The 13,997-nt window shown below is 60.4% G+C and carries 13 protein-coding genes; 1 reads left to right on the top strand and 12 read right to left on the bottom strand.

What is annotated here, in order from left to right; all coding sequences use genetic code 11:
* Positions 1–94 precede the first annotated feature (94 nt).
* The 10 genes from GA829_RS06595 to GA829_RS36570 form a co-directional block, all read right to left on the bottom strand.
* Positions 95–1,282 (bottom strand): sigma-70 family RNA polymerase sigma factor, encoded by a 1,188-nt coding sequence (locus GA829_RS06595; RefSeq protein WP_195177738.1) that lies wholly within the window; start codon positions 1,280–1,282, stop codon positions 95–97.
* Between the two features lie 418 nt (positions 1,283–1,700).
* Positions 1,701–1,886: a type 2 periplasmic-binding domain-containing protein gene (locus tag GA829_RS06590; RefSeq protein WP_195177737.1), complete on the bottom strand. Its 186-nt coding sequence runs from the start codon at positions 1,884–1,886 to the stop codon at positions 1,701–1,703.
* Between the two features lie 451 nt (positions 1,887–2,337).
* Positions 2,338–2,550, bottom strand: coding sequence for a hypothetical protein (locus GA829_RS06585; RefSeq protein WP_195177736.1), 213 nt, complete (start codon positions 2,548–2,550; stop codon positions 2,338–2,340).
* Between the two features lie 211 nt (positions 2,551–2,761).
* A complete protein-coding gene (locus GA829_RS06580) occupies positions 2,762–4,006 on the bottom strand; it encodes an AAA family ATPase (protein WP_258052188.1) in 1,245 nt (414 codons plus the stop codon).
* Positions 4,006–4,842 carry a DUF7146 domain-containing protein gene (locus GA829_RS06575; RefSeq protein ID WP_195177735.1) on the bottom strand — a complete coding sequence of 279 codons (837 nt, stop codon included), beginning with the start codon at positions 4,840–4,842 and terminating at the stop codon, positions 4,006–4,008. The genes GA829_RS06580 and GA829_RS06575 overlap by 1 nt, the downstream gene beginning before the upstream one ends.
* Positions 4,823–4,954 (bottom strand): hypothetical protein, encoded by a 132-nt coding sequence (locus GA829_RS36575; protein ID WP_258052187.1) that lies wholly within the window; start codon positions 4,952–4,954, stop codon positions 4,823–4,825. Before GA829_RS36575 ends, GA829_RS06575 begins: the two co-directional genes overlap by 20 nt.
* Before the next feature lie 595 nt (positions 4,955–5,549).
* Positions 5,550–6,182: a hypothetical protein gene (locus GA829_RS06570; RefSeq protein ID WP_195177734.1), complete on the bottom strand. Its 633-nt coding sequence runs from the start codon at positions 6,180–6,182 to the stop codon at positions 5,550–5,552.
* Positions 6,179–6,385, bottom strand: a complete 207-nt coding sequence (locus GA829_RS06565; RefSeq protein ID WP_258052185.1) for a helix-turn-helix transcriptional regulator — start codon at positions 6,383–6,385, stop codon at positions 6,179–6,181. Before GA829_RS06565 ends, GA829_RS06570 begins: the two co-directional genes overlap by 4 nt.
* Positions 6,386–6,515: 130 nt before the next feature.
* A complete protein-coding gene (locus tag GA829_RS06560; protein WP_195177732.1) occupies positions 6,516–7,664 on the bottom strand; it encodes a tyrosine-type recombinase/integrase in 1,149 nt (382 codons plus the stop codon).
* A gap of 150 nt (positions 7,665–7,814) precedes the next feature.
* Positions 7,815–9,431, bottom strand: coding sequence for a sulfotransferase (locus GA829_RS36570; protein WP_258052183.1), 1,617 nt, complete (start codon positions 9,429–9,431; stop codon positions 7,815–7,817).
* Positions 9,432–9,638: 207 nt separating this feature from the next.
* Between GA829_RS36570 and GA829_RS06550 the strand changes: the two genes are divergently transcribed.
* Positions 9,639–11,060 carry a coniferyl aldehyde dehydrogenase gene (locus GA829_RS06550; protein WP_195177731.1) on the top strand — a complete coding sequence of 474 codons (1,422 nt, stop codon included), beginning with the start codon at positions 9,639–9,641 and terminating at the stop codon, positions 11,058–11,060.
* Between the two features lie 6 nt (positions 11,061–11,066).
* On the opposite strand, the gene recQ is transcribed toward GA829_RS06550, so the two are convergent.
* Together recQ and GA829_RS06540 are read right to left on the bottom strand one after the other, a co-directional pair.
* Complete coding sequence (recQ, locus tag GA829_RS06545) at positions 11,067–12,905, bottom strand: DNA helicase RecQ (RefSeq protein WP_195179543.1); 1,839 nt, start codon at positions 12,903–12,905, stop codon at positions 11,067–11,069.
* Between the two features lie 720 nt (positions 12,906–13,625).
* On the bottom strand, positions 13,626–13,967 hold the full coding sequence (locus GA829_RS06540; RefSeq protein WP_195177730.1) for a cupin domain-containing protein: 342 nt from the start codon (positions 13,965–13,967) through the stop codon (positions 13,626–13,628).
* Positions 13,968–13,997: the final 30 nt, after the last annotated feature.

Here is a 13,997-nt window from a genome sequence, read left to right as displayed (position 1 = left end):
AGCGGCGGGCACATCTAATCTGGGGAACAGATGTGCGCAAAGAGTGGAAGCAATGCTTCCTATCTCTACCGTAACGGGAAGGCTGAAAACGGCACTAAGCTGCTAGTTTTTCTTTTAGCTCTGGCATTTTTTCACCGGTAATTCTGGTAAGTGCTGCCCATGCTTCCTTAAGCGCTGACTTCATGGCCTTCTTCACGCCGTTGCGAGACATGCTTTCTGCACTGGCAATCTCTGTGTACGTGTTGCGCGCGATAGCTGCTTCAATCAATCGAAGTGTCCGGGCGGAAAGGCGTTCCCGCAAGGCTTTCTCCGCATCGCTTCTACGAATCTCTTGAACAACGCTGTGCTCTGGCGCTGTGGCACCGCAATCGCCGCCTCCCTTGGCCGTACAGAAAACGCTCAAGTCTCCGTAGACTCTCGCCCCCATTGGGGCGTACCGCGTCCATGTTACTCGGCTCCACCCGTTACGCTCAGTCCGCTCGCAGGCTGCGGCGAGGTCGGCTAAGGCAGCAGCATTCTTCGGGGCGTGGGAGCGCCACCACGGCGTTTCCCCGTCGGAGACGAACTCCTGCGCTGGTAGTTCCGCCACGCCCCGAAGCGCCAAATACCGTACGGCAGGCATGCCGTCCCGCGCATCCTTCCGTTGCACCGCAGTGAGTGAGCAGCCGCCAGCACCGGACCGCTGGCGAAATTTTAGATGTCCACCCGATATTTTGCCGATTTGGTCATACTCATCAATCACAGATTCCGCGCTCGGCTCATCGATGGCATAGTCAAGTCCGAAGCCGTCTCCCATCTCAACATCGGCGTCGTCAGCGAAATTGTCATTCGTAGCGGCCATGCCGGTCGGCGTCATCAACTGGCCAACCGCCCGCAAAACGAATGCCGCCTCGAAATCTTGTTCGTCAACAAGCCGCGAGAGAATGTCGCCCTCGTACTCCCTCGTCGCGCCAGGGTTGGCCTGCCGCGCACGATAGTCGGCGTCAGGGCCATCATTTTCTTGCCGCGCAACTGGCCGTGTGGGTGCGTTGTCGTTGGCCGCCGCCAATCGCGCGCCAATCCACACGGCCCAATCCGCTGGTTCTTCTATGTCAACCTTGGCTCTCCGGATGCTCTTCGACGTGAGCCAATTGCCCGGCTCAGTGGGCCACGTGCACGGCTTCCCACGGGAGTCGTAGTTGTCATTTGCCGCATGAGCGGCGGCGAAATCCTTCAAGGTCTTGGGTGACGTATAAAGTTGATGGCCGCGCGAAATCGCCGCGACGCGGTTGAAAATGGCCATTTTGGAAGCTCCCCAGATTTCCAGCCGCCAGGCTGGTTTTCTATGTATGCCGGCATTGCCGGCGGGCTGGCCTCAATCGAGGCGTGGTGCTATCTAGCGTCGAACCTACCCGCAAACACTAAATATAGTGCTGAAGGCCAATTTATTCCAGCCGGCGCCGCTCGATGCGCATTGAAAGTGTCCCTATGTTTACATATAGCGATTTCCAAAGGATTTTTCCTGTGTACGGCATATAAAAGGCGGCTCGCTTTGCACCGTCAATGATTTGTTGGCGTGGCTTCGGTCACCCAACCCGAACGGGGAGAGCCGCATATCCCTCGCGCGCTTGCGCACGCGCGAGGAATTTCTGTATTAGCGTTATATCTGCGGGATGGCACCGGTCCTTTGGTTGGCGCCCTGTCGCGATCTGACGGCCCCCTTACAGGTCATCATCCTCGATCGCAGGCGGCGTCCAGTTGATGCGTCGGAAATCAGACGGTGTCGCACCCATCGAGCCGAGGCAGAGCCGCAGCAAGTTCATGCCGCTGGTACCTAGTTCGTCGCGCGCCATCTTGCCGGACAGCAGCGCCGCGATCGACGTGATGCCACGATGTGTTCGGTTCAACCAAGGCATCGTGTCCGTCATCTCGTGCCACGCTTCCTGTGCCTCAGTAGTGAGCCAATGGGGTGGATAGCCAATGGGGTAGGAGTGCGCTGGTGGATGGTTGCTGCCCGTTCGAAAGCGCTCCTTGTGCACCAGGCTGTAGCCAGTCAGCCTAGCTTTTTCGATGGGTATAAGTGGTCTCGGCAACGGGTGACCCCCATATTTTCAATTGGAATTCTGTGCGCGATTGGCCACCGCCGGTCCGTTGTTCGAACCATGTTGCAACGCAACATACCCCCTACCGCACTGCACCATAGGTCGTTGTGCGGTGCAATATGATGTTCGGCTGATCGTCGTTGTCGTTCGCTGGCCGCAAGTCTGGCCGCAGTTGATACAACTCCGCCCAACTCATGCGCCGGCCTCGATAGGGTCGGTTGCTGTCGGCGGGTGCGGTGGATGTCATGCTGCTTCCTCACGCGCTCGCACGCCGTGGATGCCAAGGGGATTCGTTCTTGACCCAATCGATGGTCTCTGCATGGGTGCCATCAGTGCCAGTCACCAGAATGATGAGCTTCGGATGCAGGCTGCTTTCGTCCACGCCAACAACTTCGCACGGCTTGCCCGTGTCGGGATGAATGGCCGTGATTGGCGTCGTGAGGGCGATGCTGCGGGTTTCAATGTGCATGGTGGTTGTCCTTGATCGGTGTTGGTTAGGGCGGTTCAATGTGCGCACCTGCTCCACTTCACTATCATTGCTGCCACCTCCACCTGCTCCACCCTATAAGGGTGGGTGGAGCAAGTGGCGCAGTGGCGCAAAAGCAATGATTTCAATGGCTTGCCACCTCGTCATTTTAGGTGGCGCAAAGGTGGAGCAAGGTGGCGCAAAGTGGTGCAATTCAGTCGTCGCTAGGTTGGAATGCCCATTCGCCGACGACCACAAAAGGACGGACTTTCCGGCTTTCATCCTCCTTGTGCTCGACTTTAAGGGCGCCGCTTTCCTTCCATTTCTTGAGCATCTGCTTGATGCGTTCTTTAGTGCGGTCCTCATCGATATCGAGCCGTAAAGCATCTGCGACCGCGCGTCCTACCCAATTGGCGGCCTGGGAAGAATCCTTCCATGATCCAGCATTCACCGCCTTCTGAACCGCAAGCAGGTCGGCGGCCGTCATGCCTTGCATGGCATCCGGCCAGTGCCATGAGGTCACTACGCCGACATGGTCCGAGGCAGGCCTTTCAAGAGTCGCGTTCGCCAAGTCGACGCTCTCAATCTTGTACCATCGCGATTGTTCCGACTTCGGAGCCATGTTGGCCTTCGCATCAGTGGCGCGAAAGTGAACGTGGCGACTGTCGACATTGGCCTTGTTGGCCTCTTCGACGGTCATGCCATTGAGTGCAATCGCCGATCGAGCCGCACCTATAAGAGACCCAGCTCCGCGAGCGGATTCAGCGTTCACCTCGTTGCCACCAAGCTTTTTAGAATGGTGGATAAGCTCGGCCGCAATGCCAGTCCGCTCAATAACGGGCGCCCAGAACTGTTTGATGACAAGGTCAATTGCCATATTGTCATTCTCGACAACGGCATGCGTTGATACGAATGGGTCGACAATCATGACGTCGATTCCCTTCCGTCGAATCTCCGCCTCTAGGCCATCCCGGAATGGCGCCATGATGACCGCCTCACCTTTGGTCTGCTTGGCAGTGATGAACTCCTGATCACGAAACGAATTTACGAACAGTCGCCCGGCGATCTCACTGGGTCGAATTTCGTAATATTTGCATGCCGCCGCAATTCGTCGGTCTAATTCCTCCCGAGGATCTTCGTTCAGCAGCCAGACGCGCGCACGCTCGTGAACATGCTCACCTAGCAACTCCCGGCCAGTCACCATCGAAAGTGCTTCCACTATGGCCTTGGCAGTCTTGCCTAGGCCACCTGGCGACACGGTGACGCTGACGTACTTCCGGATGTAGTGGCGGCCATAAACCCACTGGCGGGGCGGTATGGTCTTAGGGTCAATCCATTGCCATTCGGTAGCGGTGATCAGCGAGGAATTATCGTTGTCGGCGACAATGTCTATTGGAGGGTAAGCTTCGCCGGGCTGGACGGTTGTGGTTCTGGTTCGCAGCATCGGAAGGGGAGCCATTAAGCAGCCTCCCCAACGACATCTGCAAAGTCCACGCCGGCATCCACAGGCTCGGCGACTGTGATCTCCCTGCCTGCCGCATGCCACCTGCGACCGCATTCGTGCGCGGCCGCAATGCCTGTTCCGCTCGCATCATTATCCGCAAAGATAGTCAGAGCCTCTATGCCCGCAAGTACGGGGAACGCTGACATGGCTCCAGCCGACAGGCAGGCCCACACAGGGCGGAACGGCACAGCCAGCGCCGTCTCAATACCCTCGGCAATCGCAAGGCCGGTGGTGACATCCTCGTCGGATGATAGCCTCACTACTGCGCCGCGTGCGCGGCCTAGCATCTTGCGGTCGAGCTTCTTGCCATTCGTGTCAAGAAACGTCCTATGAACGCCGCAGGGTTCGCCTGTGACGGCATCCGTCATCATCGCGACCATCATGCGCCGGCCGGGATGGAACCGAAGCTCCTCACCGTCATAGGATAGCCCGCGGCTGTTCAGGTAGGTCTCTGCTAATGTGCCCGGCAGCGGTATGGTCTCCGCCCAAATGCGGGCAGCGATGTCAACGCGCCGGGCCTCGTCAACAATGGTGGAGTGGTCGGGTGCAAAGTTCTGATTGGCAGGTGCCGCCCTGTCGTCGGACAGGCCGAGCTTAGCCTTCACATGGTCGCGGCATTCCTTCCAATCGTCGCCGGCGAAGGAATTGCAGACAAATCCATCGGTCGTGAAGGTAACGCTCAGTGAGCGGTCATTCCTGCCGTGACCGGGGCCAGGACATAAGATACGGTTGCTGCTGTAGGCGTCGCCGCCAAGGGCGGTGGCTGCGGCTTTAAGATTGATGATGGTCATGTGTGGCGATTCCCTCGCGAAGTGCGACGCTTGCGGCGCGCGACAGTTCAATGGCAAATTCCCGGCTGAAGGTGGCAGTCGGCTTGCCGTGGTTGTTGGCGGAATAGGTCAAGTATCTCCCGCCTGACTCGACCAGGCGGAGGCCGCAAAGGCGGACGTGGGGAGATATCTCGGCGTCGTAATGGGCAATGGCTCGCCCATCCACGCCCGGAGGCGCAGGTCTAATGTTGAAGATTCTCAATTTGATAATTCCCGTTTCGTGGTCAGGTGTGTGGCGCCCGGTTGGATCCGGTGCTGTTGTGGTGGATCCGCCCGCAGCTATCGACGCTTGGGTTGCGCTTGCCGGCTGGCCGCGGGCGGGATTGGATTCGGCTGACTTGCGACGATTTGGCTATTGTTAGTATAATTTTCTAATAAATGTACTAATTACCCAATAAATTAGAATCAAATTCTCCATGAGACCATTCGGCCGCGGCAGTCAAACACCTTCCGCCGTTCTCTCCGGGCCACATGATAATGTTCTTCAGTATCAGACAATCGAATTCTAGCTATAACGGCAGCGGCCGACCCTGTTGCTTCATAGATTTCAAGTAAGGGTTTCGTGGACCAGTTATAATCAGCATTGGCTAGATAACGCCGAACTACGGCCGGCAATCTTTCAAGAATCAGAAAATGATCCGGTTCTTCAGATCCATACTTAACATTAGTCAAGACAGAACCTCCTCCAAGTGATCGGAAGCGTCGATATCTCTCAATGCCTGTGACCGCAGGTAACTCGGAAGTGCTCCCCATGCCGCGTAAAAATCAGCGAGTAAAAGTTCGTCGTCTTCGGTCTTAAAATTTGTCGAGAATTTGGCTTTGCGCCGCACGGATGCCATGGCTGCAGCAACTTCCCGCGCTGCGTTCCACTCGCTGTCACACGTTGGCTTTGCTGGACGCGCTTCTCTCACCGCTTCGTCGATATCGCGGTTGCGCAAGCGGTCGCCTGATGTCAGTCGATTAACAAGCATCTCGCGAACGTTGTCAGGCACATTCGGAGCCGCCAGTTTCATCACCGACGTGGGTGGAATTTGCGAAATTATTTCGCAACGCTCCCCAAAAACTTCTGACGCGCGCATGAACAATTGCGCAGTCCTCGATGTTATGCCGCACTCCGAGACGACCCATAATCCGAAGACACTTCCGCTCACCGCGGCCCGAATGGTTGCCAGGTCGCGCCCTGTTTCGAGCATATCGGACGTCGTCCGCTTCAGCCGAGTCAGAATGCGCATCCGCGCACGGCGCATATGCTTGGCGAGATCTGGTTCCAGGGCGCCATAGGAGAAGGAAACGGGGGTCACGCCGCCCTCGCCGCGATGCGTGAATCTATCCACGCCTCGACTTCCGCCCGCACATAGGCAATGCGGCGCTCGCCAAGTCGGACGGCTTTCGGAAATTCGCCGGCAGCCGCCATTAAGGTCAGAAGCGGTCGGCTCAAGCTGGTTGCCAGCGCCGCGTCTTTCGGCGCCATCAATCGTGGTGCGTTGTCGTTGCTCGGTGTCAAATCTACCTCCATCGCGATACTTAATTGCCTGCGGTATTAGGGAGTGGAAAATGTTGGGGGTGTGTCAATGTGAAAAATGCGTTCTGTGGCAACTCCCATTTCTATTAAGGGTTATGGCTAGGGGGGTGTGTCAACTCCCGATCGCCGCCAAAAAGGTCGCCCAGTCCGACATCATAGACCGCCGCTTATCCAAAGCTGTGCCCCGGCGGTAAGCCGCTTCGGTTTTGTCCTTGATCACGTGTGCCAGCGCAGCCTCCGCAACGTCGCGCGGATAGTCCGTCTTATCGCCTGCCCAGTCGCGGAAGCTCGACCGCAGCCCATGCAACGTCGCATCACCCGCACCAGCGGCACGGAGGGCTTTCACCATCGCCGTGTCGCTGATCGGCGCGCCTTCCTTGCCGCCTTCAAAGACAAGCTGCCCTGTGGCCTCTTGCTTTCGCGCGCGCAAGACCATCAGGGCACGATCAGAAAGCGGCACCTCGTGATCTCGTGCTGCCTTCATGCGCTCGGCCGGAACAGTCCACATTGCTGCATCCAGATCGATCTCGTCCCACACCGCGCCTCGCACTTCGCCAGACCGGGCTGCGGTCAAAGCAGCGAACTCCACAGCACGCGCAGAAACACCGCGGGCCGCCCGTAGGCGTCGGATCACGGCAGGTAAATCCTTGTACCCTACTGCGGCGTGGTGCTTCTGCTTGGTCGTCCTGGCTGGCAGCAGTTCCTTCAGGCCTCCGCGCCAGTCGGCTGGATTATCGCCAACATAAAGTCCCCTCGCCTTCGCGTGGTCGATGACGGCGGCAATGCGCATCCGCAGGCGGTCAGCAGTTTCCGGGATCGTCGTCCAGATCGGCTTCAGCGTCTCGACCACATCGTCGCGGGTGATCTCGTGGATCGACTTCTTGTGGAGGGGCTTCGCGTAATTCTGAAGCGTCATAACCCATTGCGCTTTATGTTTCGCATTCTTGAACGACGCCTCCTTCACAACAAGCACATCGTCCATGACCTCCACGAAGGTCTTGCGGCCACCAAGGTCTTCGCCGCGAGCAAGGCGTTGTCGGATAGCCTCCGCCTTCTCTCGTGCCAGCGCCAGCGATACAGGCGCAGTGCCTTGGCCGTAGCCACCAAGACCAAGTTCCTGGCGCTTATCGCCGCGCCGGAAGATGAAGAACCACTGGCGACTGCCCTCTTTCCGGACGCGCAGGAATAGCCCGTCGCCATCGCTGTGGATGCCGATCGGCAGGGTTCGAATCCGTGTCTCGGAAAGTTTGTTGCGTGCCATGTCGATTCCCGTTGCCATAACCGAGGTGTGGAAAATACGGAAAATATGGCAAATAGCAAGGTTAAAGCACTAGCAGTTTCAACAGCTTACGGAAAAAGGCGGGCTCCCTCTCCGCCATCGGCCTTTCGCGGCGATACCCTACTGACCGGATCACTCGGGCAGCGCATAGCCGAATTCTTTGCAGAAGCGTTCAACGCGGGCGAGAAATTCGGGCGGTAGGCCATTGAGATAGGTCCGGAACGCCTCGTTGCTTTCCCATTTTCTCAGTGACGTCGTCCGAATCGGATTGTTCGGGTCTTCGCTGAAACGGAGCCTCGATGAAAGGCCGCACAGGCCGGCAATGTTGCGCTGGGCAGCGTCCGGCTCCGCGATCAGGTCTTCGTAACGCAAGATGAGGATGTTCCTCTCCGGTTGAACCCTGCGCAGCCGCATCAGCCCATCATACTCCGCCTCCCAGCGCTCGGTGGTGACGTGAAAGCGGCGCACGCCAACCGTGTCCGGATGAGAACTGGTCAGCACGTCGAAAGGGTGCCGCACGCAATAGATCAGTTTGACGGAAGCCGGGAGGTCCGCCAACTCCGCGTGGCACCCTACGGTGCGCTTGACGACAAGACTGGCTTCCCGGCGGCGCTCCAGCCCGTCGAAGAGCTGGTACCGGGCTTCATCGCCGTGGACATAGGTATCGTCGAAACACGACATCAAACTCTTGGTCAGCGTGGTGCCGCTGCGCGCGCACCCCGCTATGAAGATTCGCGTTTGAGGCTTCATTCCACCCTTGAAGCCGCGCGACACAATTCGGCGAAGACGCCGAAGCAATCGCCTGGAATGGGCTGTCAGAGCAGGGCGTCGCTCGATCTCGGCTTCAGTTGAACGGATTTCAGCCAAGGCAATGCCGCTCTCGCCGGCAACCGCATAGAACAACCATGTCCGGGCGTCTTCCTCGAAGACAGCAGGATCCCGCAATGCGTTCTCCCTGCCCGGTGCCAGGCCGTTCCTGCTGCGGGTGACAGGCAGGTCCGCTCCCTCGAAATTCGTCAGGGGCCGCAGCAGTTCGGTTTGGCCCTGCACCTTCCACGTCAGCCAATCCCCGGCAAGATCGATCGTGCCGTGAAGGATACGCTCGGGCGCGTCGCCCCGGCGCGTGTAATAGACCCTCAGCAGATGGCCGCATTTCTGGACGGCAAGATGTCGTGGAGAAATATGCCCACGCAACGGCGGCAGCACGACAGGTCCCTTGATGAACCCTGATAAGCCATCCCTCGAGCGGCTGACGGAAATCGTGATCGTCCCGAAAAGCCCATACCACCAGCCGTCATGCCAAAAGACCCGCGCGTAGGAGGGTCCGAGTGCTTCGGAACGGGGCTCGAAATGCAGGCCGTTCACGGACGTCGCGGCAAACGTGGTCTGGCCTTGCCCGCTTTGTGTCGGGCCGTGAAAATACATCACAAGGCGGCGATTCTGCTGATCGATATGGACATCGGGAGACGCAATATGCCCTTCGAGAAACGGACACTGGCCGAGTGACAGAACCCCGCCGGGGTGAATCCGCCACGGCCCTTGTACGGAATCCGCATACGCCATGCGAATGTAAGTGCCGGTATGGTGGGCGAAATAGAGATAGTAGCGGCCGAGCCTGCCCGGCACCCAGTCAGGCACCTTGACCAGCGATGCGCCGTTGATGTTGGCCCCGTCATCGCCGGGCAGCATGTCCGGGGTCACAACAGGTCCGTATCGCCTTGCGATGATACCTTGCCGGCTTTCGTTCAAGCTTCGTCTCCAGCACTATCCGGCTCCGCCCGAGGCGCCGTTGCTTGCCAACGCCCTGCGGTCAAATGTCGACAGCCCTAGAAGGAATACGTTTGCTTTGAGCCGAGGGCAATTCCCACCAAGCACCTTCCCCTGCGGTAGTGGCGCGCCGCTGGTTCCCTGGCGCACTGCGATGTAAGCTTGCCCCATACGACACGGGAGGACGCAATGCTGCAGGTCAGACAGGATGCTCTCAGCGAGCGGTTCAGCTTGCAGCGTGCGGCCTTCGAGACGCAGCCTTTCCCAAATCTCGATGTCCGAAAGGATCGTCTCAAACGCCTGCTGGCGCTGACCGAACGGCATGAAGCTGACATCTGCGCGGCGATCGATGCCGATTTCGGCGGCCGCTCCGCGCATGAGACACGGCTTGCCGAACTGTTCGTCGTGCGCGCCGGCATCCACCACGCACTGGCGCATGTGGCGGGATGGATGCGTGAGCGCCGCGTCGCCACCAGCCTGCCGTTCCTGCCGGGGAAGAACCGACTTGTCCCGCAGCCGCTCGGCGTGGTTGGCGTCGTGTCACCCTGGAACTATCCATTCCAGCTCGCCATCGCGCCGGTCACGGCTGCCCTTGCCGCCGGCAACCGCGTGCTGGTCAAGCCGTCCGAACTGACGCCCGCCTTCTCCGCGCTGCTGGCAAAACTCGTCGCCGAGCATTTCGCTGCGGACGAACTCAGTGTCATCAACGGCGACGCGGAGGTTGGAAAGACATTCGTGTCGATGCCGTTCGATCATCTGCTGTTCACCGGCTCGACCGCCGTTGGCCGCCAGGTGGCGCTGGCGGCTGCCGCCAACCTCACCCCGGTCACGCTCGAACTCGGCGGCAAGTCGCCGGCGATCCTCGATGCTTCCGCCGACGTTGACGCCGCCGCGTCCAGCATCGCCTATGGCAAGCTCCTGAATGCCGGCCAGACCTGCATCGCGCCGGACTATCTGCTGGTGCCGAAAGGCCAGGCCGAGACCGTCGCGGCAAAACTCGTAGCCGCCGTGGCGCGGCTTTATCCGACCTTGCGCGACAACCCCGATTACACGGCCATCGTCAGCGATCGGCACTACCAGCGCCTGCGCGACATGATCACCGAGGCCGGCGATTCCGGCGCCGATGTCACCGAGATCAATCCGGCCAACGAAGCCTTCGGCAGCAACAGCCGCAAGCTGCTTCCAACCCTGGTCCGCAACGCCAGCCCGAACCTGCGGCTGATGCGCGAAGAGATTTTCGGACCCGTGCTGCCGATCCTCGAATATGCCGGGATCGACGATGCCATCGACCATGTCAACCGGGCGGACCGGCCGCTGGCGCTCTACTGGTTCGGGCAGGATCGCGGCAATCGCCAGCGCATCCTGCGCGAGACCATCTCCGGCGGCGTCACCATCAACGACTGCATGCTGCATCTGGTGCAGGAGCGGCAGCCCTTCGGCGGCGTCGGCGCCAGCGGTATGGGCGCCTATCACGGCGAATGGGGTTTTCGTACCTTCAGCAAGGAGAAGCCGGTTTTCCTGCAGTCCAGGCTAAGCGGCAGCGGGCTGTTGCGGCCGCCCTACGGCAAGATGTTCGAGCGGATGTTCGGCCTGCTCAAGCGCATAAGCTGACCGATATCAGGCTGAGCCCGATGCCCCGTGCTCCGCGATCGCACGGAGAAAGACGCGGCCGAAATCCTTCAGCTTGGCGGCGCCGACGCCGTTGACCTCGGCGAAGGCGTCGAGGTCGCGTGGCGCCCGCTCGGCCATGTCGATCAGCGTCCGGTCGGAGAAGATCACATAGGCCGGCACCTGGCGCTCCTTGGCCAGGCGCAGCCGCACGGTCTTCAGCGTGGCCAGCAGCGAAGCCTCATGACCTTCCAAAACCACGGCTTGTCCCTCGCCGCGGCGCGTCTTGCCGCGCGGCGCCTCAACGCGATAATGGAACGGCACGTCGCCCCGGCTGAGCGCATGGCCGGCTTCCGCTATGGCCAGACCGCCATGACCCTCGGGATCCGGCATCAGGAAACCGCCCGCGACAAGCTGACGGATCAGCGACATCAGGAGCTCCTTCTTGTGCGCCATTCCGGTGCCGAAACTCGCAAGCCTGTGGTGACCCCTGGCCAGGATCTTCTCGGTTTCATGGCCACGCAGAACATCGATGACATGGGCCGCACCAAAGCGCTCGCCGGTTTCAGCGACCGCCGCCAGGATGATGCGCGCCTCCGCGCCGCCATCGGCGCGCGGCGCGGTGTCGAGGCAGTTGTCGCAATTGCCGCAAGGAGCGGCACTTTCACCGAAATAGCCGAGCAGGATCTGACGGCGGCACTGCGCCGCCTCGCAATAGCCGATCAAGGTGTTGAGCCGGCCATGCGATCGCCTTTTGTGCTCCGCCGCCGTGTCCTCGTCGTCGATGAACATCCGGCGCATGCGGATATCACCAAGGCCAAACAGCATATGCGCCTCGGCTGGCCGCCCATCACGGCCGGCACGCCCGATTTCCTGATAATAGGCTTCTAGGCTGCCCGGCAGGTCGGTGTGGAAGACATAGGCGACATCGGGCTTGTCGATGCCCATGCCGAAGGCGATGGTTGCCACCATCACCACGCCGGACAGGGTCATGAAGCTGTTCTGGTTGGCGTCGCGCGCCTCCTTGCTCATGCCGGCATGATAGGCGAGCGCGGTGATGCCGTTCTTGTTGAGGAACGCCGCGATCTCCTCCGTCTTCTTGCGCGACAGGCAATAGACGATGCCGCTTGAGCCGGCGTGGCGCTTTACGAAGTCCAGCAGCTGGCGCTTGCTGTCCTGCTTGGGTTCGATGGCAAGTTTGATGTTCGGCCGGTCGAAACCCAGCACCAGCGTCTCGGCGTCGCCGGCGAACAGCCGCGCGTCGATGTCGGCCCGCGTTCCCTCGTCCGCCGTTGCTGTCAGCGCGATGATGGGCACATCCGGAAAGATGCCGCGCAGCCGCGACAGGTCCTCGTATTCGCGCCGGAACGCCGGTCCCCATTGCGAGATGCAATGCGCTTCGTCGATGGCGATCAGGCTGACGTCGAGCCTGGAAAGTGCATCGAGCATCCGCTCGGTCATCAGCCGCTCCGGCGCGAGATAGAGCAGCCGCGTCTGCCCGGCCGCGACGCGGCGCCATGCGGCGACATTGGCATCACGGTCGATCGAGGAGTTGATCGTGTCGGCGGCCACGCCAGCGAGACGCAGTGCGGAGACCTGGTCCTGCATCAGCGCCACCAGCGGTGAGACGACGACGGTGAGCCCGCCCAGGACCAGCGCCGGAACCTGGTAGCACAGCGACTTGCCGGCGCCGGTCGGCATCACCGCCAGCACGTGGCGCCCGGCCAGCAGCGCCTGGATCACCGCATCCTGGCCAGGGCGAAAATCGTCGAAGCCGAACACATCCTTCAGGACACGCCGCCTGGCGTCGCGCCCATCCGCCGAGATGCCCGCCGCCGAATTCCGCATCATGCGAAATCCACGATCGCGGCCAAGACCGGCGGATTGTGCTGGCGGACGCTATCCACCTGCCCGGCAAGTTGGTCTGTGGCTTGCCGGTCTGTGTTCAAGCGTCGTCTCCAATACCATCCACCGCCGCGCGGATGTTGCCAAGGTCACTAAGCCATCAGCCGCGCCGAGGCCAGACCTTGCTGAACCCGCCGATCGCCTTCTCCCCGTTTCGACCCTTTTTCGCGATCCACCGTCACGCCGAAGCCCGCTTTGACCTGGCGTGTCGGCTTCAGTATCCACGGTGTGGCAGCCGGACCAGACGCCTTCGATCGGGACCGTCCATTCTCACGCCCGACCGCTGTCGTCGCGCGGCTGGTGGATTGCGCCTTGGCCATGGAATCAACCGCAGGCCTGCTGATTTTCTACGTCCGCAACGACGCGCATCGAGCGCTGGCGGCCGCTGTCGAACACGGTCGAGGTGGTCATGGCGCCAAGGCGGGGGCGGTTTGGCGATATCGCCGACACGCCGGCCGAGGCCATTCTTGAGGCCACGCATCGCTTGCTCGCCACGGGTCGTCGAGACCATGCGGGCGCATCACGTTAAACCTATCTTCACCATGATCTGGCAGGCTTCGCATTCTGCGGCCATGTCTGTAGTACCGCGGCGCGCAAGCGCCCAGGCAACAAGCCCGCGCCTCTCCGGAGACGCGGGCTTTTCGTTGCAGAAGGGTTTGGCGTTTACGCCGTCAAGAAATCGGCGCGATGCGGCGTAAAGCTGTCGACCAGCCGCCCTGCCTCCAGCGCCTTGACGCCATGCACAAGGTTAGATGGAACGATGAAGCTGCCGCCCGTTCCCAGTGTCTCGGTGCGGCCGCCGATGGTCACTTCGAAGCGACCTTCGGCGACATAACTTGCCTGGACATGCGGATGCGAATGCAGCGCGCCGACACCGCCCTTGTCGAAACCGAATTCGACCATCATCAATTCATCGGTATGCAAGAGAACACGCCGCCTATTGCCATCCGGTGTCGGTGACCATGCGGCCTCGCCGGCATGCGCGAATAGTTTTGTTCCGGTCATTGCCAACTCCTCAGCGCGCAATCGGCCCAT

The organism is Mesorhizobium sp. INR15, from assembly GCF_015500075.1.
Taxonomy (GTDB): Bacteria; Pseudomonadota; Alphaproteobacteria; order Rhizobiales; family Rhizobiaceae; genus Mesorhizobium.
This window is presented reverse-complemented; position numbering and strand designations above follow the sequence as displayed.

Bases quoted from the DNA above. Each gene is read 5' to 3' on its own strand.
- GA829_RS06595 (WP_195177738.1), bottom strand. From the start codon at position 1,282: ATGGCCATTTTCAACCGCGTCGCGGCGATTTCGCGCGGCCATCAACTT.
- GA829_RS06585 (WP_195177736.1), bottom strand. From the start codon at position 2,550: ATGCACATTGAAACCCGCAGCATCGCCCTCACGACGCCAATCACGGCC.
- GA829_RS06580 (WP_258052188.1), bottom strand. From the start codon at position 4,006: ATGGCTCCCCTTCCGATGCTGCGAACCAGAACCACAACCGTCCAGCCC.
- GA829_RS06575 (WP_195177735.1), bottom strand. From the start codon at position 4,842: ATGACCATCATCAATCTTAAAGCCGCAGCCACCGCCCTTGGCGGCGAC.
- GA829_RS06560 (WP_195177732.1), bottom strand. From the start codon at position 7,664: ATGGCACGCAACAAACTTTCCGAGACACGGATTCGAACCCTGCCGATC.
- GA829_RS06550 (WP_195177731.1), top strand. From the start codon at position 9,639: ATGCTGCAGGTCAGACAGGATGCTCTCAGCGAGCGGTTCAGCTTGCAG.
- recQ (WP_195179543.1), bottom strand. From the start codon at position 12,905: ATGCGGAATTCGGCGGCGGGCATCTCGGCGGATGGGCGCGACGCCAGG.
- GA829_RS06540 (WP_195177730.1), bottom strand. From the start codon at position 13,967: ATGACCGGAACAAAACTATTCGCGCATGCCGGCGAGGCCGCATGGTCA.